Below are 23,343 nucleotides of genomic sequence, written 5' to 3' on the forward strand. Positions count from 1 at the left end.
TCGGTTACATTTAAGCCCGCACAAAAGGGTTCTCGCGCATTTCATCGCCCAGGCGCGTGTCCGGACCATGCCCGGTCACGACAGTCGCCTCTTCGTCGAGCGTATAAAGCCGCTGCTTGATCGACCGCACGATGGTCGCCTGATCGCCACCCCACAAATCCGTGCGCCCTACCCCACGACGAAACAACGTGTCTCCGGCAATCAGCAGCTTAGCCTCGGAAAACCAAAAGCTCATGGAACCCGGTGTATGACCCGGCGTGTGCAGCGCCACGCCGCAACCACAGGCCAGCTCTTCATCGTCGGCCAACCAGCGGTCCGGCGACGGCACCGGCGTGTAAGGCACACCGAACATCTGGCACTGCATCTCCAGATTGTCCCAAAGGAACTGATCTTCTTTATGCAGGTGCAGAGTCGCGCCGGTTTTCTCCTTGAGCTGACCGGAGGCCAGGAAGTGATCCAGGTGCGCATGGGTATGGATGATGCTGACCACTTTCAGTCCCAAGGCGTCGAGGCGCGCGAGGATCAGTTCGTGATTGCCGCCAGGGTCGACCACGATGGCTTTTTTGGTGATCGGATCGCCGATGATCGTGCAGTTGCATTGCAACGGGCCGACGGGGAAGGTTTCGCGAATCAGGGTGGGCTGCTGGGACATCTGGGCATGCTCGGAAAACAAGGATGGGCAATATTGGCACAAAACCGTATCAAGTCTTTTTGTGGACCCGGCAGATCTCGAAAATGCGCTACTTCAGCAAGCCCAACTCTTTGGCCCGCGCCACCGCCTGTGTACGCCGCTCAACTCCAAGTTTGCTGTTGATGTGGCTGGCATGGGTTTTCACCGTGTGCAAGGAAATGAACAGCTGATCGCTGATCTCCTGGTTTGAGCAACCCTGGGCAATCAGTTGCAGGACGGCCAGCTCACGGGTGCTGAGCGTCTCCGCGCCTGGGGATAACTCCAACGCCGGACGTGAGGCAGCGGCAGGAAGTTTTTCTACAAGGTTTTGCGAAACAGCTGTTTGGGCGCAGAGTTGCAGTTGCCCGCGCAGCCAGTCCGGGTGTTCAGCCAGCAATCCGTCGAACGGTTGCAGGACGCCGCCGGTTGCCGCTTCCAACGCCTGGACCAGCGCCTTGCGGGCCTCGGGTTCACGACCGCCAGCCAACAACAGGGTAATTTTTTGAGTCAGCGCCATCACGCTGAGCATTTGTCGTCCCGATTTCTGCCCATGCTCAAGCAACGCGTTCAAACGCCCCTCGGCCAGCATCGGTTGCCCCTGAATCACCTCCAGCAAGGCTTGCTGCAATTCGATATGCAGCGGCAGCTGTGGATGGAATTCCGGCGGCGCTGCCGCGTGGTCGCCGTTGTAGGTCTGGCCCAGTCGCGCCAGCCAGGCTTCGGCCAGATCGGTACGCCCCTGAGCCAGCCAGAGTTCGCATTTGACCAGGGTGATCATCGCCAGGTAATAGATCGGCGGCACGTCCCAGATGTGCATCAGGCGTTCGGCTTCGGCGAGTTCGGCGAAGGCTTTGGCGAACTCGCCGCTGCTGCCCTCCAGCCGGGCGATCACGCAGTGGCCGATCAATACGCTGATATCACGACAGGCTCGGGCTTCACTCAACCCGGCTTGTAAACGCGCCCGCGCGGCTTGCGGTTGCAAGCGCACAGCCAGCAAAAAGCCCTCGTACAAGGTCAGGCGCGCACGCACGGCGTAAAGCCGTTGCGGGGATAACCCTTGCAGACGTTGCAGGCCCTGACGGACTTCTTGCAGCGAGCGCATGATTTCCCCACGCGCTTGCAACACGCGCGCGCGGTCGTAATGGGCCAGCGCTTCGAACAGTGGGTTGCCGACCCGCTGCGCCAATTCCAGCGATTCGCGGTTCAAGCTGCGTGCACGCCACAGGTCGCCATCGGCGATCGCCAGGTTGGACAGGGTCGAAAGACACATCAGACGTTGCCCGTAGCGCTTGGCTGGCAGGCTCTCCAGCGCTTCGGTGCAGTAGAGTTGCGTGAGCGCGCGATTGCCTCGGCCCCGGGCGATGATGCCGCTCAGCGCCAGCCATTGCGCCAGCATGGACTTCTGCGCGGTGGCCGACGGGGCAGGCAGGAAGCGGCTCAAGTGGGCCGCCAGCTCCTCGGCAGCGTCCAGCTGACAGGCCAGCCCCAAGGCCCAGCTGTAAAGCACGATCAGCCGCGGCGTGCTGATCAACAGGCTGTCGGGCAAGTCCATTTTCCAGCGCAGCAGCATGCCGACGTTCTGTTCGGCGAGCAGTTGTTCTTCAGAGAGGTTTTGCACCAGGTTCGCCGCAACGTCCTGATGCCCGGCCCGCAATGCCTGCTCCACTGCCTCATCGATCAACCCCTGAGCATTGAACCAGCGACAGGCGCGCAGATGCAGACTGGCGGCCGGCACTATCGACTGAGCGGTTGGCCGGGTACGCAGCAGGTCGGAAAACAGGTGGTGATAGCGATACCAGTGGCCGTGCTCGTCCAGCGGCACCAGGAACACTTGGTGCGCCTGAAGGAAACGCAGAATTTCGGCACTGTCATGGGCCTCGCGAACGGCATCGCAGAGCTCGCTGCAAAAACGTTCCTGAGGCGCGGTGTCGTAAAGGAATGACTGCACTTCGGCGGGCAGGCAATCGATGACTTCTTCGAGCAGGTAATCGCGAATCAACCCTTCCCCGCCATGCAACGACTGCGGCAACGCACCGTCGGTGCCCGCCTCAGAGGCCGCCAGCAACCAGAAACGCAGACCGGCGACCCAGCCTTCACTGCGCTGGATCAGGCTTTCCAAGGCCTCGCCACGCAAGGAGGTGCTGTGTCGATCAAGCAACGTGAGGGCTTCATCGTGGGTCAGGCGAAGGTCGTGCTCATGCAACTCGAGCAGTTGCCGTGACAGGCGCAAACGCGCCAGGTGCCAGTCCGGACGCTGTCGACTGGTCACCATGACCAGCAAGCCATCGGGTAAATGATTGAGGAAAAACTGCAGGCAGCGATCGAGCACCGGGCCCTGGGCCAGATGATAGTCATCCAGCACCAGCAGCAAAGGTGTCATCGGCGAAAGGTGGATGGCCAGCTCATCAAGCAGACCATCGAGCCATTCTTCGAAGGCGAATGGCTGATGGCGCTGGCGCATTTTCAGCAGGCCCAGGGCCTGGCTGCCGAGCTTCGGAAAGTAGTCCTGAAGACCTTCGAGCATGCGCTCGAGGAAACGGCCAGGATCGCTGTCTCGAGGACTCAACCCCAGCCACAGACTGTGCCAATGGGCCGGCAGCCCCTGGCAGAACTCCACCGCCAATGAACTTTTGCCGAACCCGGCGGGTGCGCTGACCAGCAACAGCCTGCCACCGAGGCCGGCACTCAGGCGCTCGCACAGACGAGGCCGCAGCACATGGCCGTCAGGCAACGGGGGCCGAAAAAAGCGCCCGTCCAGTGCCGCGACGGCAACGCTTGCAGGGCCCGGGAGTGGGGACAGATCAGTCATGGCCGGCTCTTGTTTGAATTGCGGGTGGCGGCGTTGCAGATGTCCGCAGACTATCGGTAAACGAAGAGGGAATGAAGGTTATTGCTACAAATGGCTACAAAAAGAATGTAGGAGCGAGGCTTGCCCGCGATCGGGGATGACGCGGTGTATCTGAAAACATGCGATGTAGATACGGACGCCTTCGCGAGCAAGCTTCGCTCCTACGGATGCATGGATGACCAGGCAAAAAAAAAAACGCCCCGAACCAGTCGGGGCGTTTTTCGAGGATGCGGCCTCGGTTCAGTGCAGGTTAGCGAACCCCCTCCTGACGCAGTGCAGCGGGTGTGAAATCGCTGGTGGTCGCGGTGAAGCCGAAGTCATATGCCGACTTCTCTTCGTTCTTCATGCCCAGTGCCAGGTAACGGCCCGATTGCAGGTCGTACAAGGTTTCCAGGGTGTACCACGGCACTTGAACGTTGTAGTAGTTCTGGGAGTGAGCTTCCGCCACCCGCCACAGTTGGTTACGACCGTCGTAGTGGTCGATCACCGCAGCTTGCCAAGTGTCTTCGTCGATGTAGAAGTCACGTTTGGCGTAGATGTGACGTTGACCTTCCTTCAAGGTGGCAACCACATGCCAGACCCGGCGCAGCTCATAGCGAGCCAGGTCCTGGTTGATATGACCGGCCTTGATGATGTCGGCGTACTTCAGTTGCGGCGAGTCGAGTTTGTAGCTGTCGGAGGCAATGTACATCTCTTTCTTGCCTTCGAGTTTCCAGTCGTAGCGATCCGGCGCACCGTTGTACATGTCCAGGTTGTCGGAGGTCCGCAGGCCATCCGCCGCAGTACCCGGCCCGTCATAGGACACTTGTGGCGCACGACGCACACGACGTTGACCAGCGTTGTAGACCCACGCCGAACGCGGCTCTTTAACCTGGTCGAGGGTTTCGTGCACCAGCAGCACACCACCGGCCAGACGTGCCGGCGCGGTCACTTTCTGCTTGAAGTAGAACAGGATGTTGCCCGGGTTCGCCGGATCGTAATCCTTCATCTTGTCGCGGAACACGAACTGGTCCTGGAAGTACACCAGGCTGTACGAGCCATTCGGTTGTGGCGTGGCCTGAGTTACCAGGCGGGTCACGCTGCCACCGCGATAGCGGGTGATGTGGTTCCAGATGACTTCAACGCCGGTCTTCGGGATCGGGAACGGAACTGCGGTTTCGAAGTTTTCCAGGCCGTTGCCGCCAGACACCAGGTTGGTGCTGGTGGCGTTTTTCTTGATGGAGGCAAACACGGCATCCGGCACGGTGGCGCCGCGATGGGACGGGTAGACCGGGATCTTGAAGGTTTCCGGGTAGCGCTTGAACATCGCGTACTGGCCCGGTGCGAGCTTGTCCTTGTACTGGTCGACGTTCTGCGCAGTGATGGTGAACAGCGGCTTTTCACTAGCGAACGGATCGGACAGGAAGCCTTTGCCGTCGACGTTGCCAGCGTTTTTCGCCATCGGTTTCCAGGCCGGAATAGACCCGTCAGCGTTGCCCGCCATCTCGGCGCCCATCGGGGTCAGGCTCTTGCCCAATTTGTCCGCTTCGGCGGCAGGCACTGCCGCCATGACGCTGGTCGCCAGCAGCGAAAGCCCCAGAACACCGGCGTGGAACAGACTCTTGGTTATTTTCATAGGTGTGTTCGTCCTGATAATCAGTGCTTAGAAGTTCACGCCGAAGCTGAGCGCAACGAAGTCGCGGTCATCCACGGTGGTGTACTTGCCGTCGAAGAAGTTGGTGTACGCCAGGCTCGCGGTGTAGGTGTTCTGGTATTCGGCATCAACGCCCAGGCTGACCGCTTTGCGACCTTCCTCGAAGTTGCCGCCAGGGCCTGGCGAGTAACCGCTGACGTCGTGGGACCAGGCCACGTTCGGCTTGAGGTTCACACCGGCGAACACGTCGTTGTATTCCCAGATGGCACGACCGCGATAACCCCACGAAGTGGACGTGGTGAAACCTTCGTCGTTGCAGTTGCGGCTGCGGTTGTTGGTCGCAGTACCCGGGCCGGCGCCGTTGATGGTGCTGGTGTTGAGTGCCACGCACGTATTCACCGTGCCAGTGGCTGGCAATTCACCCGGGCCGTAGACCGGGTCGCGGCCATAACGAACGTCGGAGGTGCTTTCCAGGCCGCCGACGTGAGTTACGCCCACTTCGCCCACCAGGGTCAAACGGCTTGCGCCCATGACTTGGTCAAAGAAGTGCGTCAGGGTGGTCTGGAACTGGGTGATTTCTTTACGACGATAGCCGTGCAGATCTTGACCCGGGCCGGCAGAGAGCAGCGAAGCGTTGCCCAGGGCGCCGCCCAGAGGACGTACACCGGCGAACAGGATGTCGGTGGAGTTGAGCTGCACCGGCGCGTTCGGACGGTAGCTCAGTTCACCGCTCCACGCCGTACCGGTAGGCAGGGTGGTGGAGAAGCTCAGGCCGTAGAGGCGAATGTCTTCCGGGTATTCGATGAAGTATTTCGAGTTACCGGCCACCAGCAACGGCGCGAGTGCGGCGAACGGGCCTGGCAGTGCAGCAGCGGTGTTATAGACCGACTGTGGCGCGCCCGTGGCGCTGAAGATCGGCGCACGGCTGTGGTAGTTCATGAAGTAGGCACCGAATTCGGTGTCCAGCGGCTCGAACATGTACTTGAGGGACGCGCCCCACTGGCCGCTGTCTCGTGCATCACGGTCCGGGCCACGACGGACCAGGACGCCTTCGTCGTTGACATTAACGCCGTTGGCGGCCAACGGCCCCAACGCAACGGCTGGAATCTGCGAGCGCTTGTTCAGCACGCGCAAGTTGGTGTCGCAACCGTCGGCGACGATGTCCGGTTGAGAAAAGAACGTGCCGCAGTTATCGACAACGGTCTGGTCCCATTCCAGCTGATAGAACGCTTCAGCCGACAGGTTTTCGGTCAGGCTCTGGGACACATAGAACATGTTGACCGGGATCAGGCCTTCCTTGATCTCGGCACCCGGACGACGGAACGCGGACACGTCGATCGGGTTGATTGAGTTGATGCCGCCGCCGATGAAGGTACTTTCACCCCAGCTCACTACCTGCTTGCCCAGACGCACGGAACCCGGCTGATCGGCAACGGAGTAGTTGTGGTAGACGAAGGCGTCGAGGATCTGACCGCCGGCGGACTTGGCGCCTTCCTTGCGGTTGCTGTCGCTGATGTCCTTGAACGGACGGCTTTCGTCCTTCAGTTCAAAGTCGTACCAGTATTTTCCACGGACGAAAACGCCGGTGTCGCCATATTTCAATTCAAGGTCATGGATGCCCTTGAAGATCTTCGAGAAGGTTTTACCGCTCTCGAAATTCAAGTGACCGTCATCGGAGGTCTGGGACAGACCGCGGCCACCGTTGTTGACGCCGATGAGGTTCTTGTTGGCGCTCTCGGTCGACCAACTGGCACCGATCGACAGGGAAGAGTCGAACTGACCTTCGATTTCACCAACGTTGAAACTGACGCCGAATGCAGGCCCGGCGAGCGAAGAGGCGAGACTGACCGCCAGGGGCAATTTCGCCCGGCGCCAGAACTTGTTTACTGATGTCATCGACGCTACTCCATGTGCATTATTGTTATGGCAGTTAGCACTTCTAAAAACGTTGTGGGTGACGAGGAGCCAAGGCGTCCCGAAGTCACTCCAAAATTGCATCGCCCCGTTTTGTGCGTTTGCTCCGTTCTTAAAAATCCTTGAGCGGACTATAGCCAGCAGGTAGTAGAGCTTGATCCCTCTAAAGTGTGATTTGCAGCTGCCGGCCACTCTGGAACAGTCCTTTCGCCAGTCCGACGCATGTCGGCACCGCAAGGATGGCTGAAAATTCGGATTTCACAAGCCAAGCGCTTGCTTGGTGGGGCTGGCGTGCCCTTTTGGGCACGCCAGAAGGCGCTTAAAGTGTCGAAAGGAAGGTGCTGTTGTTGGCCTGCCATTCAGTAATGTCGAGGCGGATACGCTTCTTGTCGAGCTTGCCGACACTGGTCTTGGGAATTTCAGTAACAAGGGCGATCTGACTCGGGATCGCCCACTTGCTCAGGTGGCCCAATTCCACGAATGGCTTGAGGTGTTCCTTGAGCTCTTTAGCCCCGATCTCATGCCCTTCGCGGATCACCAACAGCGCAAACGGGCGCTCGCCCCACTGTGGATCGGCGATACCCACCACTGCTACTTCGCGTACCGCCACGTGGCGACTGATCAGATCTTCGAGGTCCAGAGAGGAGATCCACTCCCCACCGGTCTTGATCACGTCTTTGATGCGATCGCGTATGTCGATCACGCCCATGCTGTCCAGCGTCGCCACGTCGCCGGTGTGCAGCCAGCCCCCGGCCCAGAGCTCGGCGCCCTTCTGCGGCTCGTTGAAGTAGCCCTCGGTGAGCCACGGCGCACGCAGCACCAGTTCGCCCTGACTCTCGCCATCGGCGGGCAGGAAGTTGCCATCGGTATCGACGATCGCTGCCTCCACCAAAGGCCCCGGTACGCCGGCCTTGATGCGATACGTGGTGCGTTCGTCTTCGGTGCCGGCCATCAACTCGTCGTTGAGGTGCGCGCACGAGATCAGCGGTCCGGTTTCCGACATGCCATAAGCGGCGGTCAACTGAATGCCGTTGGCCTTGGCGGCTTCGTACAACGTGCGGTTCAACGCACTGCCCCCGATCACAATTTTCCAGCCATCAAAGTCAGTGATTTGCGCGGCTTTGGAGTTAAGGATCATTTGCAGAATGGTTGGTACGCAATGGGAAAAGGTGACCTTCTCCTTGCGCCACAGCTCCACCAGGTATTCCGGGTCGTAACGACCGGGATAAACCTGCTTGAGCCCGAGCATGGTTGCCACATACGGCAAGCCCCAGGCGTGCACGTGGAACATCGGCGTGATCGGCATGTACACGTCGTTGGTGCCCAGCAGGCGCACGCTGTCGATGGCGCCCATGATGGTCGACACGCCCATGGTGTGAAGCACCAGTTGCCGATGGGTGAAGTACACACCTTTAGGATTACCGGTGGTGCCCGTGGTGTAGAACGTGGTCGCGACCGAGTTTTCGTCGAAATCCTGGAAGTCGTATTGCGTGCTCGCGGCTGCCAGCAACTGCTCGTATTCGCCCACCAGATTCGGCAAGTCGGCAGTTTTTTCCGGCAGATCAGTCAGCAGCAGGGTTTTCTCGACCGTGGTCAGGTGCCCGGCAATCGCCTGGTACAGCCCGACGAACTCGCTGTTGACCAGCACGAAGCGGTCCTCGGCGTGGTTCATGGTGTAGAGGATCTGTTCGGGAGACAGGCGCACGTTGATGGTGTGAATCACCGCACCGATCATCGGGATGGCGAACATGCATTCCAGATACCGGTGGCTATCCCAGTCCATCACCGCCACGGTATCGCCGGCCTTGACGCCAGCTTGCGTGAGCACGTTGGCCAGCCGCGCGACCCGCTCGATCAGGGTCGGATAGCTGTAGCGCAACTGGTCGCGGTAAATGATCTCGCGGGTTTTCTCGTAACGAGCGCCAGACATCAGCAGCCGTTTGATCAGCAGCGGATACTGGTAAGCGCCTTCGGCTGGGGGGATAACGCGAGTCTGCAACATAAGAATCCCTTTTCTGACTGCACGGTGTTGGCTTTAAGAGGTAACCACTCTAGAACCCTTATACGCCGGCCAAATCAGCCAAAGGAATGATTTGCAGAGCCGTACAAATGCTAGCTTTGCGCCAGCATTTGCGGGAAATCGTTATCTGTCGGGCACTGCGCGATCAATGCGCCTCGGTAAACGCGAGTTTCACGCCGATGGCGATCAGCACCACACCCATGGTCCGGTCGAACCAGTGGCCCATGCGGGCGAAACCGGCACGCACGCGTTGCTGACTGAACAGTCGCGCCACCAGGCAGAACCATACGGCCGTCGCCACTGCGAGATAGATTCCGTAGCTCGCTTGTACCGCCAGCGGCGTGTGCGGGTTGATCACCACGGTGAACAACGACAGGAAGAACAGCGTGGCTTTCGGGTTCAGGCCGTTGGTCACGAAACCTGAGGTGAAGGCGCCGCGCGGCGTGCGTTCGCCAGCTTCTTTGTGCAGATCGTCGGCAACCGGTTTGGCCGGTTGAGCGCGCAAGGCCTTGTAGCCGATGTACAGCAAGTAAGCGGCAGCCGCCCATTTCAAGGCGTTGAACAGCACGATCGACTGCGACACGATCAGGCCGATGCCGAGCAACGAATAACCGACGTGCAGGAAAATCGCGGTACCGACGCCCAGCGCTGTCCAGGTTCCGGCGCGACGGCCGTGAGTCACGCTCTCACGTACCACCACGGCGAAATCCGGGCCGGGGCTGGCGACGGCGAGCAAGTGAATCAGGGCAACGGTCAAGAACTCTGTCCAGTACATGGGGGCTCCTCTGGGGCAGATCGGTCTAATTGAAATTTACAAGGTCTCCCCCTGTGGGAGCGGGCTTGCTCGCGAAGAGGAAGTGTCAGTCAACATCTTTGTTACCTGACACGCCGCCTTCGCGAGCAAGCCCGCTCCCACAGGTTCAGCTTCCAGCCTGGCAATGGGTAACCATTTGTTTCATCTGGTAGGCTCGGCAGATTACGCCTTCAGTTCAATGCACAAAAGGTACAGTTGATGACGAACTCTCGCCGCGCCGTTTTCCTCGACCATCCGTCGCTGGATTTGGGCGATCTCGACCTCAGCCCGTTGCGCGACTGCTTTGACGACTTGCAACTGTTCGCACAAACCGCGCCGGAGCAGGTGATCGAACGCCTCAAAAGCGCCACCGTGGCCATCAGCAACAAGATCCTGATCGACGCCGCCGCCATCGCTGCCAGCCCGGACCTGAAGCTGATTTTGATCACCGCCACCGGCACCAATAACGTCGACCTCGCGGCCGCTCGCGCCCACGGCATCACGGTCTGCAACTGCCAGGGTTACGGCACGCCGTCGGTGGCGCAGCACACGATCATGTTGCTGCTCAACCTGGCTACGCGTCTGGCCGATTATCAGAAAGCCGTCGGTGAAGGCCGCTGGCAGCAAGCGAAGCAGTTCTGCCTGCTGGATTACCCGATTGTCGAACTCGAGGGAAAAACCCTCGGCCTGCTCGGCCATGGCGAATTGGGTGGCGCGGTCGCGCGGCTGGCTGAAGCGTTCGGTATGCGCGTGCTGCTGGGCCAGATTCCGGGGCGCCCTGCCCGGCCGGATCGTTTGCCGCTGGATGAACTGCTGCCGCAAGTTGACGCCCTCACCTTGCATTGCCCACTCAACGAGCACACCCGCCACTTCATCGGTGCCCGAGAACTGGCCTCAATGAAACCCGGCGCTTTCGTGGTCAACACCGCACGCGGTGGTTTGATCGATGAACAGGCGCTGGTCGATGCCTTGCGCAACGGTCATCTGGGCGGCGCGGCCACCGATGTGCTGAGCGTCGAGCCACCGAACGCCGGCAATCCATTGCTGGCCGATGACATCCCACGGCTGATCGTCACGCCGCACAACGCCTGGGGCAGTCGCGAGGCGCGGCAGCGGATCGTCGGTCAGTTGACCGAAAACGCGCAGGGCTACTTCAGCGGTAAAGCGCTGCGGGTCGTCAGTTGATAGACTGCGGCACTTTTTTTCACAGGAGCAGTTATGGATCCGCGCAGTGAAGTACTGCTTCGTCAGGCCGAGTTATTCCAGGGTTCGGTGCTGTTGGCCGGTTTGCCCGCCGACGACTTGCTGGGCCGCCTGCCCGATGCCCACGGCTGGTGCTGGCACGCCGGCGATCAAGCTGCGCTGGACGCGCGTTTTGCCGAGCGCAGCCATTTTGGTGTGAACGCGCCCGAGCGTGAGTTCGAGACAGCCGTGGTGTTTTTGCCCAAGTCCAAGGACCTGACCGACTACATCCTCAACGCCCTCGCCTCGCGCCTGGCCGGTCGCGAGTTGTACCTGGTGGGTGAAAAACGCAGCGGCATAGAAGGCGCGGCCAAGCAACTGAACCCGTTCGGCAAGCCACGCAAGCTCGACAGCGCGCGGCATTGCCAGCTCTGGCTGGTTACCGTGGCCAACGCGCCAGAAGCCAAGTCGCTGGAAAGCCTGGCCCAGACGTATGAGTTGCCGCTGGCCGAAGGTCCGCTGAAAGTCATCAGCCTGCCGGGCGTGTTCAGCCACGGTCGGCTGGATCGTGGCAGCGCGCTGCTTCTGGAGCATCTGGACAAGTTGCCGAGCGGCCACTTGCTCGACTTCGGTTGCGGTGCGGGCGTGTTGGGCGCCGCCGTGAAACGCCGTTATCCACACAATCAGGTCACTTTGCTGGACGTGGATGCGTTTGCAGCAGCCAGCAGTCGCCTGACACTGGCCGCCAATGGCCTGGAAGCCGACGTGATAACCGGTGACGGCATCGATGCGGCACCGATGGGTTTGAGTGCAATTCTGAGCAATCCACCGTTCCATGTCGGCGTCCATACCGATTACTTCGCAACCGAGAATTTGCTGCGAAAAGCAGCCAAACATCTGAAAAACGGCGGCGAATTGCGCTTGGTAGCGAACAGTTTCCTGAAGTACCAACCGCTGATCGAAGAGCACTTGGGCGTGTGCGCGATCAAGGCTGAAGGACAGGGTTTCAGGATTTACCGGGCCAAGCGTGGATAAAACTTTCTGCTTGCCCAATCGGATTTGCCTAGGCAGAATCCGCTCCGTCCTAGGGGAGTAGTCTCCCACGAGCGTCATGCTCGTCCGGCATACGTCAACATACTTGGTCAACAGACCATGGCGTATGCGACCCAAGCGTCCGCATCAGACGGATCGCAGGGTTTGACAAGACCTATGACACGAACACCTTACCCGGGGCGGGAAGGCTGTACGTGTCATAGCCGTGTCGACCCGCCCCTTAGGAAAATCCCTGATGCTGGACTCTCTGCTCGTTCCCACCGCAATCGTTGCCTTGGCCGAAATCGGCGACAAAACGCAACTGCTCGCGCTCATTCTCGCTGCCCGCTTTCGCAAACCCTGGCCGATCATTGCCGGCATCGTCGCCGCGACCCTGGCCAACCACGCGGCAGCCGGCGCAGTAGGTGCCTGGTTCGGGAGTTTCTTCTCGGATGCAGTGTTGCACTGGATCCTCGCAGCGAGCTTCGCCGCGACCGCGCTGTGGACCCTGGTGCCGGACAAGATGGACGACGATGAAGCCAGCACCGCCCGCAAGTTCGGGCCGTTCCTGACCACGCTGATTGCGTTTTTCCTGGCCGAAATGGGCGACAAAACCCAGGTCGCCACGGTGATGCTCGCCGCGCAATACCCGGAACTGTGGCTGGTGATCATCGGCACCACCGCCGGGATGTTGATTGCCAACGTGCCCGTGGTGTTGGCGGGTAACTTTGCGGCGGACAAATTGCCGCTCACCCTGATCCGTCGCCTGGCGGCGTCGGCGTTCTTTATCCTGGCGATTGTGGCGGTGTACAAGGCGATGCAGAGCAGTGGGTGGGTTTGACGCGGTAGGTCGTTAGACCGCGTTATCGTTCTTCGCGGGCAAGCCACGCCCCTACAGGGATGCGCTGAACTGTAGGAGCGAGGCTTGCCCGCGAAGGCATCAGCAGCCTCACTGCATGACTATCAGGATTTAGGCGCTTTCTCGTACAACGGCATCACCTTCGGAATCGCCCCCTGCAACGCCGCCGTCCGGCTGGACGAAGCCGGGTGAGTACTCAAGAACTCCGGCGGCGCGCCTTCCGAGGCTTTGCTCATCTTGTTCCACAACGTGATCGCGGCGTTCGGGTTGTATCCGGCACGGGCCGCCAGTTCGAGGCCGATCAGGTCCGCCTCGTTTTCATTGCCACGACTGTTGGGCAAGGTCATGCCGTATTTCGCCACGGTGTCCGCCAGGGCCAGGCTGTCCTGGCCCAGACCGAGCAACGCGCCAGCGCCCTGCTTGGCCATTTCGACGCCGTACGCCTTGGACATCGCTTCACGACCATGCTCGCGCAGGGCATGAGCAATTTCATGCCCCATGATCGCGGCGATTTCATCGTCGGTGAGTTGCAGTTTGTCGATCAGCCCCGTGTAGAAAAAGATCTTGCCGCCAGGCCCGCAGTTGGCGTTGAGCTCGTCGCTCTTGATCAGATTGACCTCCCATTTCCACCGGGCCGAATCCGGACGGAAAACCGGCGCCTGGGCAATCAGCCGGTCGGCAATCATCTGGACGCGCTTGGCATCGTTACTGGTCTTGTCCAGCACGCCTTTGGTGTTCGCCTCTCCGACAGTCTTTTGATAAGACTGGGCGTACATCTGGTTGACTTCGTCAGTGGACAACATACTGAACATGTACTGCTTACGCTCAACGCCGACGGCGCCGCCGCTGGTGGTATTGACTGACTGACAACCGGCAAGCAGCAAACCTGCACTCAGCGCACACACAACCAATGTCTTGTTCATCAAAAAACTCCCTGGAAACATGGCGCGTATCCTGGGCGGGAATGTTATCGACGCCAGTTACGCAGATGAGTAGACGCACATTTCAGCCAAAGCTCTCATGGCCGTAGGAAAAAATTCACATACCGACGCTGGCCCCGGCCGACAACGGCCCCGCAATGATTCATTTGCGACATCCAACACTCCAAAACAGCCATTTCGCCCGACCCCGCTCATGACCCTCCAGGCTCCTGCCGATAAACCTCCGCAGACGTCCTCTTGCGTGCGGAGCACCCATGAAATTCAAGTCGATCCAGTTTTCCGTGGCAGCCCTCGCCGGCGCCATCGTTCTTAGCGTAGTCGCCGCGCTGGTGCTGTACGCACTGTTTTCTGGCGCGCGGACGCAAGACATGGTCCAGGAGCGGACCCAGGCGCAATTCGAGCAAGTGATCGAGCAGCGCCTGACCTCTCTGGCGCAAACCCAGGTCAGCCAGATCCAGCGTGAGCTCGAAGCGCCGCTGCTGATCGCCGGCGGCCTGGTGCGGGCCAACGCGCTGATCGGCACACCGGGCGCCGATGGCCAGCCGCAGCTGAGCCTGAGCCGTGAGCAGTTGATCAGCCTGATCAAGGAAAACGTGGTCAAGAACCCGAAAATTCTCGGCACTTATATAGGCTGGGAAAAAGACGCGCTTGACCACAACGACGCGGCCTACGTCGATACCAAAGTGGTCGGCATCGACGCCAGCAACGGGCGCTTCCTGCCGTGGTGGTTCCGCAACGAGGACGGCACCCTGGGCCTGGACAAACTGGTGGACGTCGACGACCAGAAAACCCTGTCCACTGGCGTGCGCGCCAGCGAATACTACCTGTGTTCGAAAGAAGCCAAGAAATCCTGCGTGATTGATCCCGCGCCCTACAAGGTCGGCGACAAGATCGTCATGCTCGCCTCCTTTATTGAACCGATCATGCTCAACGGCGCCTTCCAAGGCATCGTCGGCGCCGATCTGTCGGTGAACTTCATCCAGGAAATGTTGTTGGGCGCGAATCAGAAACTGTACAGCGGCGCAGGGGAAATGGCGCTGATCGGCGGTAACGGCCGGATCGTTGCCTACACCAAAGACCCGAGCAAATTCGGCGAAAAAGTCAGCGACATTCTCGACAGCAAACAGATCGCCAACATGGCTAACCTCAAGCGCGGCGAAGTGACCTACACCGTCGACAAGGCCCAGGGCCGGATCGAGCTGTACCTGCCGTTTGGCATCGGCCAGACCGATGCGCGCTGGACCTTGATGCTGCAACTGCCATTGAACGCAGTGATGGCCGACCTGCAAAAACTTCAGGGTGACCTGGACGCTCAACGCAAGTCCGACACCTTCGGCATGGCCATGGTCGGTTTGTTGATCGCTGGCATCGGTTTGCTGGTGATCTGGCTGGTGGGCCACGGTATCGCCCGCCCATTGAAGCAAATGGTCGCCATGCTCGACGATATTGCCAAAGGTGAAGGCGACCTGACGCGCCGCCTGACCAGCGACCGCGCCGACGAACTGGGCTCGATCGCCAAAGGCTTCAACACGTTCCTCGCCAAGTTGCAGGCGATGATCACCCAGGTCGTGACGTCGGTGCAGAGCGTCAGCGATTCGTCTGAACACACCGCCGACATTGCGATCCGCACCAACATTGGCGTGCAGAAACAAATGGCCGAAATCGATCAAGTGGCCACCGCGGTGCATGAAATGACCGCCACCGCGCAAGACGTGGCGCGCAACGCGACCCAGGCTGCGCAAGCCGCCAGCCATGCCGATCAGGCAGCGGCCCAGGGCATGCAGATTGTGCGCGATACGTCAAACTCGATTGGCGTGCTGGCCGTGGAAATCGGCAAGGCTGTCGGCGTAGTACAGACCCTGGCCAAGGACAGCGAGAACATCAACGCGATCCTGACCGCCATTCGCGGGATCGCCGAACAAACCAATCTACTCGCCTTGAACGCGGCCATTGAAGCCGCCCGCGCTGGCGAACAGGGCCGTGGTTTTGCGGTGGTGGCCGATGAGGTGCGCAACCTGGCGCAGAAAACCCAGAAGGCCACGGAAGAAATCCAGACCATGATCCAGCAGTTGCAACAAGGCACCCGCGATGTGGTGCGGGTGATGGAAGACAGCCAGAGCCGTACTGACGAAAGCGTGCAGCATGCGGCGAAAGCGGCTGAAGCACTGGAGACGATTACTCAGGCAGTGTCGGTGATCAATGACATGAACACGCAGATTGCCAGCGCGGCTGAGGAACAGAGCGCGGTGGCGGATGACATTAATCGTAACGTAATCAACATCGGGCAAGTGGCCAATGAAGTGGCTGGCGGGGCGGATGAATCGAGTGCGGCGAGTGCGGATTTGACCAAGCTGGCTGAGCAGCAGCGGCGGTTGATCAATCAGTTCAAGGTTTGATCCAAAGGCCCCTTCGCGGGCAAGCCTCGCTCCTACGGGTTAAGTGATCCCCCCTGTAGGAGCGAGGCTTGCCCGCGAAGGCGTCAGCCCAGGCAACCATCAGCCGGGGGTCAAACACTCCGGCCCATTCAGCTTCGGATCATTCACCAGATTCGCCAACACCCGCTCGCGCAACGCCGCAGGCTCACTGGCCAGCAATGCCTGCAACGCATGCAAAGGTGTTTCAGGATTCAGCCACGCCTCCTGCCCCGCCGCATCCAGAATCAACGGTCGACGCTGACTCGCCGCCGGTTGGGTGATCACTGCCGTGCTCAACCACACCTGCTCCTGCACCGGATACGCTTCCCAGATGGCGGCAAAAAACAAAGTCGAGCCCTCCCCCGGCGTCAGCCAATAGGGGCGCTTGCGGGTCGTACCACGCCACTCGTAAAAACCGTTGGCCGGCAGCAGGCAACGGCGTTCGCGCAAGGCCTGGCGAAACATCGGTTGTTCGGCGACCGTTTCGGCCCGGGCATGGGCCGGAGTGCGGGACAGATCAGTCAGCCACGGCGGCGTCAACCCCCAACGCGCTCGAGCCAGCTCACGCTGACCGTCAACGCCGGCACGCAGCATCAACACCGAATCATTGGGGGAAATATTCCACTGGGCCTGCTGATCGGCGGGGAAGCCAGGCAGGGCCGCGAAGGCGGGGTTCCAGCGAAACAGGGCATAACGTCCACACATGGGGCAACACGACTCTCAGTAAAACGAACGCCAGCCTAACAGACCAGCGTGCCGGGAAAACTGTCCGGTTCATCGCCGGGCAGTGGCAGCGCGGCATTGTACGCGGTGATCAGCTCGCGGGCGTATTCGGCCTGGTCGTTATCCACCGACAAGCCCAGCAGGCCATAGACCGGCAATTCGCCGGTCCCGCCAAGCAAATCGCGCCCCACCAGATGCGCCTCGATGCCCTCGCTGGCCAGCATGCCTTGCAGCAACTCACCTTCCATCAGGTTTTCCGGCTCGTAGATTCGCTGCATAGACGCCCCTCACTCGTTTTCGCTGAACACTTCGAGATGCCATTCCGCTCCGTCAACCTGCAACACAAACGTTATCGGCCGACAGCACACCTGACAGTCCTCGATATAGGTCTGATCGCCCCCGGACAGATCCACCGTCGTCTCAACCTCTTCACCACAATACGGACATTCATACTGCGCAGTTTCCAGCATCGCGGTCTCCCAAGTGACTTATGCGTATAATCGCCGGTCTATTTGCAGGGCTATTTTTGTCTGGCTACCTTTTCAGACCGTGCCCCGTTGGTTTTCGAGCAAAACCTTTACTTACCCTAGCCGTTTCTAACAAGAGAGCATGATGGGCGAATTCGATGCCATCCGACCGTACGACGATAGCGAAGTCCCAGCGGTGCTGGACCGGCTGCTCGGCGACAAGGCGTTTCTAGACATCCTCATCCACTTCCGCTTCCCGCGTTTTGCCGGTGCTTTCGGCTGGGCGCTCAAACCTCTTATAGCTCATCGGCTGCGCCGTGAGTTCGCCGATGTCAGGTCGGTGGCCACGTTGCAGGATAAAGTCGAGATGTACGTCGACCACACTATCGAACGGGCCACGGACGGTGTGACGTACACCGGCGTCGAGCAGTTCAAGTCCGGCAGCGCGTACCTGTTCATCGCCAACCACCGCGACATCGTGATGGACCCGGCCTTCGTCAACTACGCCGTGTACCACGCCGGCCTGCCGACACCGCGCATCGCGATCGGCGACAACCTGCTGCAAAAGCCCTTCGTCAGCGATCTGATGCGCCTGAACAAGAGCTTCATCGTGCACCGTTCGATCACCGGTCGCCGCGAGAAGATGGCGGCGTATCAGCTGCTGTCGGCCTACATCAACCACTCGATCCGCAACGATTGCGCCTCGATCTGGATCGCCCAGGCCGAAGGCCGGGCCAAGGACGGCGACGACCGCACCGAGTCGGCGATCCTGAAAATGTTCCACATGAGCCGCAAGGACGAGCCGTTCGGCGAAGTCATCCGCTCGCTTAACGTCAGCCCGGTGTCGATCAGCTACGAATACGACCCGTGCGACCAGGCCAAGGCTCGCGAGCTGTTCATCCGCGCTACCACCGGCAGCTACACCAAAGTCCCGGGTGAGGACGACGTCAGCATCGCCAAGGGCATCACCGGCTACAAAGGCCGGGTGCATGTGAACTTCGCCGCGCCGATCACCGAACTGTTCGACGACACCAAGCAATTGGCGATCGAAATGGACCGGCAGATCCTCGGCGGCTACCGATTGTTCCCGGTGCACTACCTGGCTTACGCCCAGTGGAAGGACGCCGACCCGCAACTGCAGGTGCCGAAAGCTGCCGAAATGTTTGCGGCGGATGAACTGGCCAAGGCGCAGGAAGAATGGCAACGCCGTCTGGAAGACTGCCCTGAGGAACATCGTCCGTTCATGGTGCTGCAATATGCGACGCCGGTGCGTAATCAGTATCGCGTCAAGGCTGGTTTACCGCTGTAATTGCCCGGATACAACAACGGCGCCTTCGGGCGCCGTTTCTATTTGCCTGACACAACATTTTTGTGGCGAGGGGATTTATCCCCGTTGGACCGCGCAGCAGTCCCGAAACCTGCAATCACATTTCTTCAGACATACCGTGGGTACCGATTTTACGACTGCTGCGCAGCCGAACGGGGCGGTGCGACGTTTCGCTAAATCCGCTCGCCACAGAGTCCTCTCAACACATCAGCTCCCTCACCACAGGGTTCTGCGTCAGAGATTCAAAACCGGGTGCTGATCCACGACACCAGCAACGCCAACCCCAGGCAGGCGAAACCGAAACGGTAGAAGAACCGGTTCATACGCAAGGTTGCCCAATCCAGGATGGGCTCCTCGCTCGGGCGGCTCTGGCGCTGGGCGACCAGGCTGGCCATGGCGCGTTGTTCGCGGCGACGAGTAGCGTGCAGCAGCCAGCCGCCCGGGAAGGCCAACAGCAAAGCCAGCAGGTTGATCAACTTGGCGGGATGGTTGGTGAACAGCGAAATCAAATGCAACGACATCACGGACCTCGGCAAAACAGGTGTGGCGGACGCCGAACCGACGACTGCGGCGCGGATTCTACCGAAAGCCTGTCCACCTGCCCCACCTTTCCGACAAATAACGAAACCACTGACCAAATGTTGCCCTGTGTCACGGCTCCGTCATCTGAATACGCCAGTCTGGCGCCCCTCGAAACCGACACGGAAACCGTCATGCTGCACGCCGAAAACCAGGACCGCCTCTACCTCATCGCCCAGAGTGACGAACAACAAAACCTCGTAGGAAGCCTCGCCTTTAACGTCCAGGACCGCCACTGGCTGGTTTATTGCGCGCTGGGCGGGCATCAACATGCGGATTTGCCTGAGACGGATTTGCTGACAGGTGTGAGTGTGCTGGATTTTTATTCGCAAGCTGCCTGACCACCACTGACCTCTTGTGGGAGCGGGCTTGCTCGCGAAAGCGGTGTGACATTCAACATTTACGTCGTCTGACACACCGCTTTCGCGAGCAAGCCCGCTCCCACATTTGTTCGGGTGGAACTCACGAAAATCAACAGGCATGAAAAAGCCCGGGCCATTGCTGGCACCGGGCTTTTTTGAATCTCGCGGACCGTTATTCGCTGAGAATCTGACCAATCGTCGGATCCTTGAACAGACGCGTCAACGCATCGCTCAACACATCACTGACCAGTTTGGTGTTGGTTTCCTGATTCGGCGCCATACCAAAACGCTGATCCAGGGACGCACCGTAACGACCGCTGTAACGACGGTTGGCGTTCTGCACATCAGAGCGGAACGTCGCGCCGATGGTCGCCTCGGTCACGTACATGCCTTCTTTGGGCGACTGGTACTTCAGCTCGGCCAAGGTCACCGTCAACTGCGGAGCATTCGGCGCATTCGACGTCGGGGTAAAGCCCAGCAGCCGCACGGCCGCCTCGGCCTGAGCCTGCAACTTCGGCAGGACCTGCGCGCCCTGCACGGTGATCGCGCTGGTCTCGGGGTACAAGCCACCACGGGTGCCCAGGGTTGGCGACGGACGACCGTCCACCACACGCACTACCACCGGCTGACCACGGCCGACCGGCGCCAGCTGAGTCGTCAGCTTGGGTTCAGGGTTCAGTTGTTGCGGGCTGTGGGCGCAGCCGACGAGGGTCAAACTGGTCACAGTGATCAAACCGAACAACAGGCGTTGCAACATGCTCTTCTCTCCAGAATCAGGCACAAACAGGCCCGCAGTATAGCGGTGGGCCATCGTCGCTAACTAGCGTCTCGCAATGAATACTGAAATGTCTGACAAACCCTTGGGAAACCGGTTCCTGTCACACATCTGTCATCGCCCATACACGTTCACGTCACGGCTCGCTGGCAACCTTCACATCAGGTCACCCACAAGGTACTTCCCCATGCGTTATCTCATTTCGCTGTTCGCGCCACGTCCGTTGCACCGCAGCTTCGCCCTGCTCGACCGCAATGGCCACTGCCAGGCGTTCAAGCAGTGCAGCCTCCAGCCGATGGGCGATGGCTGGGTCGAAATCGAAGAAATCCGCCTCAACTGGCTGCATCATCCTCTGCCCCCGAGCGCCCGTGTCAGCCAACGCCAGCCACGTGCACGGGTGCAACATCTGTTGACCACCTGACCAGACGCCTAATAAAAGTCATTAAACACGTCCATTTCCCCGCGTTTCTTAGATACAATCTCCCCCCGATTATAAGGACGTCTCCTGATCGGGCCTCGCAGCATCGTCAATGCTTCGGTATTGGCACCCCGCACCGCCCACAGAGAGCCGCCCACACAGATCGAGTGAAGCTGGCGCGCTTGCTGTTCCTTGAGCAAAACCCTCACTTTTCGCGAATCTGCAGAGCTGTCATTACGCTCGGTTACTGAGCTGTTTGCCCGTTTTGCCTGTCATGTACCCCATGACGGCAATCCATCCGGGCACAGTGCCAGGCTGGGACAGCCCTTTTTTGAGGTTCACGTCTTCAAAAGAGCGTGAAAAAAACGGGTTTTCACAACTTCACGAGAGTGTGGCGAGCAAATGAATAGTTTTGCGTCTGAACATGCACCATTAGCGTCTGAAACAGCCCAACGACACAGGACCGAGTACTCCTCGAACACCGGAGCCTGAAGCCTGTCCGCTACGGATTTGGTTGCACAAACGGATGTCTCGACCATAAGTCGAATTGCCAGCCGCGCGCTGAGATGAGTTCATGTAACTCTTTAGGCCCGGCCGCATGCATCCGTCGAAGTTGCGAAAAATTGCGAAGATTCGGACATGGCGATACTGCCATAGGTACCTGGGGCATCACTGACACGCCCCTGAACGCCTGGCAGCCATGCCGACAATTTGGTGCTGCAGATTTTGGAGACGCGTTAAATGGCGCATAACGAAGCAGTCGACGTAGTACTGGTTGGGGCCGGCATCATGAGTGCCACCCTTGCCGTACTGCTCAAAGAACTCGACCCCGCGATCAAGCTGGAAGTCGTCGAGCTGATGGATTCCGGTGCCGCGGAGAGTTCGAACCCGTGGAACAACGCCGGGACCGGTCACGCCGGGCTGTGTGAGCTCAATTACACGCCGCAGGCCGCCGACGGCAACGTCGACATCAAGAAAGCCGTGCACATCAACACTCAGTTTGAAGTGTCGAAGCAGTTCTGGTCCTACCTGACCAAAAAAGGCACTTTCGGCTCGTGCAAGACATTCATCAGCCCGGTGCCGCACCTGAGCTTCGTGCAAGGAAATGATGGCGTTTCTTTCCTCAAGGAACGCTTTAAGACCCTGAGCAAGCACCACGCGTTCTCGGACATGGAATACACCGAAGACAAGGCCACCATGGCCGAGTGGATGCCATTGATGATGCCGGGCCGTCCAGCCGACGAAGTCGTCGCGGCCACCCGCGTGATGAACGGCACCGACGTCAACTTCGGCGCCCTGACCAATCAACTGCTCAAGCACCTGACCAGCGCACCCGATGCCCAGGTCAAGTACTGCAAGCGCGTGACCGGCCTCAAGCGCAACGGCAGCGGCTGGACCGTCAGCATCAAGGACGTCAACAGCGGCAACTCCCGTGAAGTCGACGCCAGGTTCGTCTTCCTCGGCGCTGGCGGCGCGGCACTGCCGCTGTTGCAGGCGTCGGGCATCGAAGAAAGCAAAGGCTTCGGCGGCTTCCCGATCAGTGGCCAGTGGCTGCGTTGCGACAACCCGGAAGTGGTCAAACACCACCAGGCCAAGGTCTACAGCCAGGCGGCGGTGGGTTCGCCACCGATGTCGGTGCCGCACCTGGACACCCGCGTGGTCGACGGCAATAAGTCCCTGTTGTTCGGACCTTACGCCGGTTTCACCACCAAGTTCCTCAAGCATGGTTCCTTCATGGACCTGCCGATGTCGGTTCGCGCTGGCAACATCGGCCCGATGCTGGCCGTGGCGAAAAACAACATGGACCTGACCAAGTACCTGGTCAGCGAAGTGATGCAGTCGATGGAGCAGCGTCTGGACTCCCTGCGTCGCTTCTACCCTGAAGCGAAAGCCGAAGACTGGCGCCTGGAAGTGGCCGGCCAACGGGTGCAGATCATCAAGAAAGACCCGAAAAAGGGCGGCGTTCTGCAGTTCGGTACCGAACTGGTCGCGGCCAAGGACGGTTCTCTTGCCGCCCTGCTGGGCGCGTCCCCAGGTGCTTCGGTGACTGTTTCGATCATGCTTGAACTGATCGAAAAATGCTTCCCGAACAAGGCGTCTGGTGAATGGGCTGCCAAACTGGCGGAAATCTTCCCGGCTCGGGAAAGGGTTCTGGAAACCGACGCTGCGCTGTATCGCAAGATCAATGCGCACAACAACGTCGCGCTGGAACTGGTTGAAGCCAGTAACGAGACCGAAAGCTACGCTTGATTCGGTCGCATAAAAAACGCCCCGTCCTCATTGAGGGCGGGGCGTTTTTTTATGGGCTGTGCAACAGATGGCCTTAAGATCCTCGGTGTTAGTTACACCGCCTTCGCGAGCAAGCCCGCTCCCACAGTGGATCGGC

At 59.8% G+C, this 23,343-nt stretch carries 20 protein-coding genes, 1 pseudogene and 1 riboswitch; of the genes and pseudogenes, 9 read left to right on the forward strand and 12 right to left on the reverse strand.

Annotation, left to right across the window (positions count from 1 at the left end):
* Window positions 1-10: 10 nt before the first annotated feature.
* From EYC95_RS05475 to EYC95_RS05500, 6 genes are all read right to left on the reverse strand, one after another.
* Window positions 11-652 carry an MBL fold metallo-hydrolase gene (locus EYC95_RS05475; RefSeq protein ID WP_010458191.1) on the reverse strand — a complete coding sequence of 214 codons (642 nt, stop codon included), beginning with the start codon at window positions 650-652 and terminating at the stop codon, window positions 11-13.
* Between the two features lie 88 nt (window positions 653-740).
* Window positions 741-3,479 (reverse strand): LuxR C-terminal-related transcriptional regulator, encoded by a 2,739-nt coding sequence (locus EYC95_RS05480; RefSeq protein ID WP_131059454.1) that lies wholly within the window; start codon window positions 3,477-3,479, stop codon window positions 741-743.
* 289 nt (window positions 3,480-3,768) lie between these two features.
* Entirely contained in the window at window positions 3,769-5,133 is a 1,365-nt protein-coding gene (locus EYC95_RS05485) for a DUF1329 domain-containing protein (protein ID WP_131059455.1), read from the reverse strand.
* A gap of 27 nt (window positions 5,134-5,160) precedes the next feature.
* A complete protein-coding gene (locus EYC95_RS05490; protein ID WP_131059456.1) occupies window positions 5,161-7,047 on the reverse strand; it encodes a DUF1302 domain-containing protein in 1,887 nt (628 codons plus the stop codon).
* A 337-nt stretch (window positions 7,048-7,384) separates the two neighbouring features.
* A complete protein-coding gene (locus EYC95_RS05495) occupies window positions 7,385-9,067 on the reverse strand; it encodes a fatty acid--CoA ligase (RefSeq protein ID WP_131059457.1) in 1,683 nt (560 codons plus the stop codon).
* Window positions 9,068-9,230: 163 nt separating this feature from the next.
* Window positions 9,231-9,860 carry a LysE family translocator gene (locus tag EYC95_RS05500; protein WP_131059458.1) on the reverse strand — a complete coding sequence of 210 codons (630 nt, stop codon included), beginning with the start codon at window positions 9,858-9,860 and terminating at the stop codon, window positions 9,231-9,233.
* 237 nt (window positions 9,861-10,097) lie between these two features.
* Here EYC95_RS05500 and EYC95_RS05510 point away from each other — a divergent pair, with 237 nt between their 5' ends.
* The 3 genes from EYC95_RS05510 (at window position 10,098) to EYC95_RS05520 (ending at window position 12,933) form a co-directional block, all read left to right on the forward strand.
* Window positions 10,098-11,063, forward strand: coding sequence for a 2-hydroxyacid dehydrogenase (locus EYC95_RS05510; protein WP_131059459.1), 966 nt, complete (start codon window positions 10,098-10,100; stop codon window positions 11,061-11,063).
* Window positions 11,064-11,096: 33 nt separating this feature from the next.
* On the forward strand, window positions 11,097-12,095 hold the full coding sequence (locus EYC95_RS05515; RefSeq protein WP_131059460.1) for a class I SAM-dependent methyltransferase: 999 nt from the start codon (window positions 11,097-11,099) through the stop codon (window positions 12,093-12,095).
* 40 nt (window positions 12,096-12,135) lie between these two features.
* A riboswitch (yybP-ykoY riboswitch) is annotated at window positions 12,136-12,258 on the forward strand.
* Window positions 12,259-12,348: 90 nt separating this feature from the next.
* Window positions 12,349-12,933, forward strand: coding sequence for a TMEM165/GDT1 family protein (locus tag EYC95_RS05520; protein ID WP_131059461.1), 585 nt, complete (start codon window positions 12,349-12,351; stop codon window positions 12,931-12,933).
* 122 nt (window positions 12,934-13,055) lie between these two features.
* On the opposite strand, the gene EYC95_RS05525 is transcribed toward EYC95_RS05520, so the two are convergent.
* Window positions 13,056-13,874 (reverse strand): M48 family metallopeptidase, encoded by an 819-nt coding sequence (locus tag EYC95_RS05525; RefSeq protein WP_131059462.1) that lies wholly within the window; start codon window positions 13,872-13,874, stop codon window positions 13,056-13,058.
* A gap of 1,361 nt (window positions 13,875-15,235) precedes the next feature.
* Between EYC95_RS05525 and EYC95_RS30970 the strand changes: the two are divergent.
* Together EYC95_RS30970 and EYC95_RS30975 are read left to right on the forward strand one after the other, a co-directional pair.
* Window positions 15,236-15,433, forward strand: a pseudogene (locus tag EYC95_RS30970) (HAMP domain-containing protein); the annotation flags it as partial.
* 111 nt (window positions 15,434-15,544) lie between these two features.
* Window positions 15,545-16,288 (forward strand): methyl-accepting chemotaxis protein, encoded by a 744-nt coding sequence (locus tag EYC95_RS30975; RefSeq protein WP_371928407.1) that lies wholly within the window; start codon window positions 15,545-15,547, stop codon window positions 16,286-16,288.
* A 99-nt stretch (window positions 16,289-16,387) separates the two neighbouring features.
* Here the strand turns inward: EYC95_RS30975 and EYC95_RS05535 are convergent, their stop codons facing one another.
* Genes EYC95_RS05535 through EYC95_RS05545 form a run of 3 tightly spaced genes read right to left on the reverse strand, consistent with a single transcriptional unit; the run spans window position 16,388 to window position 17,499 of the window.
* On the reverse strand, window positions 16,388-17,011 hold the full coding sequence (locus tag EYC95_RS05535; RefSeq protein ID WP_046048287.1) for an SOS response-associated peptidase: 624 nt from the start codon (window positions 17,009-17,011) through the stop codon (window positions 16,388-16,390).
* Window positions 17,012-17,046: 35 nt separating this feature from the next.
* Window positions 17,047-17,307, reverse strand: a complete 261-nt coding sequence (locus EYC95_RS05540; RefSeq protein ID WP_131059464.1) for a putative signal transducing protein — start codon at window positions 17,305-17,307, stop codon at window positions 17,047-17,049.
* Window positions 17,308-17,316: 9 nt separating this feature from the next.
* Window positions 17,317-17,499, reverse strand: coding sequence for a CPXCG motif-containing cysteine-rich protein (locus EYC95_RS05545; protein WP_131059465.1), 183 nt, complete (start codon window positions 17,497-17,499; stop codon window positions 17,317-17,319).
* Between the two features lie 139 nt (window positions 17,500-17,638).
* Here EYC95_RS05545 and EYC95_RS05550 point away from each other — a divergent pair, with 139 nt between their 5' ends.
* A complete protein-coding gene (locus tag EYC95_RS05550) occupies window positions 17,639-18,805 on the forward strand; it encodes a 1-acyl-sn-glycerol-3-phosphate acyltransferase (RefSeq protein ID WP_131059466.1) in 1,167 nt (388 codons plus the stop codon).
* 260 nt (window positions 18,806-19,065) lie between these two features.
* Here EYC95_RS05550 and EYC95_RS05555 read toward each other — a convergent pair whose 3' ends face one another.
* Window positions 19,066-19,344 (reverse strand): hypothetical protein, encoded by a 279-nt coding sequence (locus tag EYC95_RS05555; protein WP_131059467.1) that lies wholly within the window; start codon window positions 19,342-19,344, stop codon window positions 19,066-19,068.
* Between the two features lie 192 nt (window positions 19,345-19,536).
* Here EYC95_RS05555 and EYC95_RS05560 point away from each other — a divergent pair, with 192 nt between their 5' ends.
* Window positions 19,537-19,743, forward strand: coding sequence for a hypothetical protein (locus EYC95_RS05560; RefSeq protein WP_010458215.1), 207 nt, complete (start codon window positions 19,537-19,539; stop codon window positions 19,741-19,743).
* A 193-nt stretch (window positions 19,744-19,936) separates the two neighbouring features.
* On the opposite strand, the gene EYC95_RS05565 is transcribed toward EYC95_RS05560, so the two are convergent.
* Window positions 19,937-20,521, reverse strand: coding sequence for a YajG family lipoprotein (locus EYC95_RS05565; protein WP_131059468.1), 585 nt, complete (start codon window positions 20,519-20,521; stop codon window positions 19,937-19,939).
* 205 nt (window positions 20,522-20,726) lie between these two features.
* On the opposite strand from EYC95_RS05565, the gene EYC95_RS05570 reads away from it, so the two are divergent.
* Together EYC95_RS05570 and mqo are read left to right on the forward strand one after the other, a co-directional pair.
* A complete protein-coding gene (locus EYC95_RS05570; protein ID WP_131059469.1) occupies window positions 20,727-20,960 on the forward strand; it encodes a hypothetical protein in 234 nt (77 codons plus the stop codon).
* Window positions 20,961-21,698: 738 nt separating this feature from the next.
* Window positions 21,699-23,207 (forward strand): malate dehydrogenase (quinone), encoded by a 1,509-nt coding sequence (gene mqo / locus EYC95_RS05575; protein ID WP_131059470.1) that lies wholly within the window; start codon window positions 21,699-21,701, stop codon window positions 23,205-23,207.
* The last annotated feature ends 136 nt before the right edge of the window (window positions 23,208-23,343 follow it).

It is taken from the genome of Pseudomonas sp. BGI-2 (assembly GCF_004310295.1).
In the GTDB taxonomy this organism is placed as follows: domain Bacteria; phylum Pseudomonadota; class Gammaproteobacteria; order Pseudomonadales; family Pseudomonadaceae; genus Aquipseudomonas.

Bases quoted from the DNA above. Each gene is read 5' to 3' on its own strand.
- EYC95_RS05475 (WP_010458191.1), bottom strand. From the start codon at position 652: ATGTCCCAGCAGCCCACCCTGATTCGCGAAACCTTCCCCGTCGGCCCG.
- EYC95_RS05480 (WP_131059454.1), bottom strand. From the start codon at position 3,479: ATGACTGATCTGTCCCCACTCCCGGGCCCTGCAAGCGTTGCCGTCGCG.
- EYC95_RS05565 (WP_131059468.1), bottom strand. From the start codon at position 20,521: ATGTTGCAACGCCTGTTGTTCGGTTTGATCACTGTGACCAGTTTGACC.
- EYC95_RS05525 (WP_131059462.1), bottom strand. From the start codon at position 13,874: ATGAACAAGACATTGGTTGTGTGTGCGCTGAGTGCAGGTTTGCTGCTT.
- EYC95_RS05540 (WP_131059464.1), bottom strand. From the start codon at position 17,307: ATGCAGCGAATCTACGAGCCGGAAAACCTGATGGAAGGTGAGTTGCTG.
- EYC95_RS05500 (WP_131059458.1), bottom strand. From the start codon at position 9,860: ATGTACTGGACAGAGTTCTTGACCGTTGCCCTGATTCACTTGCTCGCC.
- EYC95_RS05560 (WP_010458215.1), top strand. From the start codon at position 19,537: ATGCTGCACGCCGAAAACCAGGACCGCCTCTACCTCATCGCCCAGAGT.
- EYC95_RS05535 (WP_046048287.1), bottom strand. From the start codon at position 17,011: ATGTGTGGACGTTATGCCCTGTTTCGCTGGAACCCCGCCTTCGCGGCC.
- EYC95_RS05550 (WP_131059466.1), top strand. From the start codon at position 17,639: ATGATGGGCGAATTCGATGCCATCCGACCGTACGACGATAGCGAAGTC.
- EYC95_RS05490 (WP_131059456.1), bottom strand. From the start codon at position 7,047: ATGACATCAGTAAACAAGTTCTGGCGCCGGGCGAAATTGCCCCTGGCG.
- EYC95_RS05545 (WP_131059465.1), bottom strand. From the start codon at position 17,499: ATGCTGGAAACTGCGCAGTATGAATGTCCGTATTGTGGTGAAGAGGTT.
- EYC95_RS05485 (WP_131059455.1), bottom strand. From the start codon at position 5,133: ATGAAAATAACCAAGAGTCTGTTCCACGCCGGTGTTCTGGGGCTTTCG.
- EYC95_RS05495 (WP_131059457.1), bottom strand. From the start codon at position 9,067: ATGTTGCAGACTCGCGTTATCCCCCCAGCCGAAGGCGCTTACCAGTAT.
- EYC95_RS30975 (WP_371928407.1), top strand. From the start codon at position 15,545: ATGGCCGAAATCGATCAAGTGGCCACCGCGGTGCATGAAATGACCGCC.
- EYC95_RS05570 (WP_131059469.1), top strand. From the start codon at position 20,727: ATGCGTTATCTCATTTCGCTGTTCGCGCCACGTCCGTTGCACCGCAGC.
- EYC95_RS05515 (WP_131059460.1), top strand. From the start codon at position 11,097: ATGGATCCGCGCAGTGAAGTACTGCTTCGTCAGGCCGAGTTATTCCAG.
- mqo (WP_131059470.1), top strand. From the start codon at position 21,699: ATGGCGCATAACGAAGCAGTCGACGTAGTACTGGTTGGGGCCGGCATC.
- EYC95_RS05555 (WP_131059467.1), bottom strand. From the start codon at position 19,344: ATGTCGTTGCATTTGATTTCGCTGTTCACCAACCATCCCGCCAAGTTG.
- EYC95_RS05510 (WP_131059459.1), top strand. From the start codon at position 10,098: ATGACGAACTCTCGCCGCGCCGTTTTCCTCGACCATCCGTCGCTGGAT.
- EYC95_RS05520 (WP_131059461.1), top strand. From the start codon at position 12,349: ATGCTGGACTCTCTGCTCGTTCCCACCGCAATCGTTGCCTTGGCCGAA.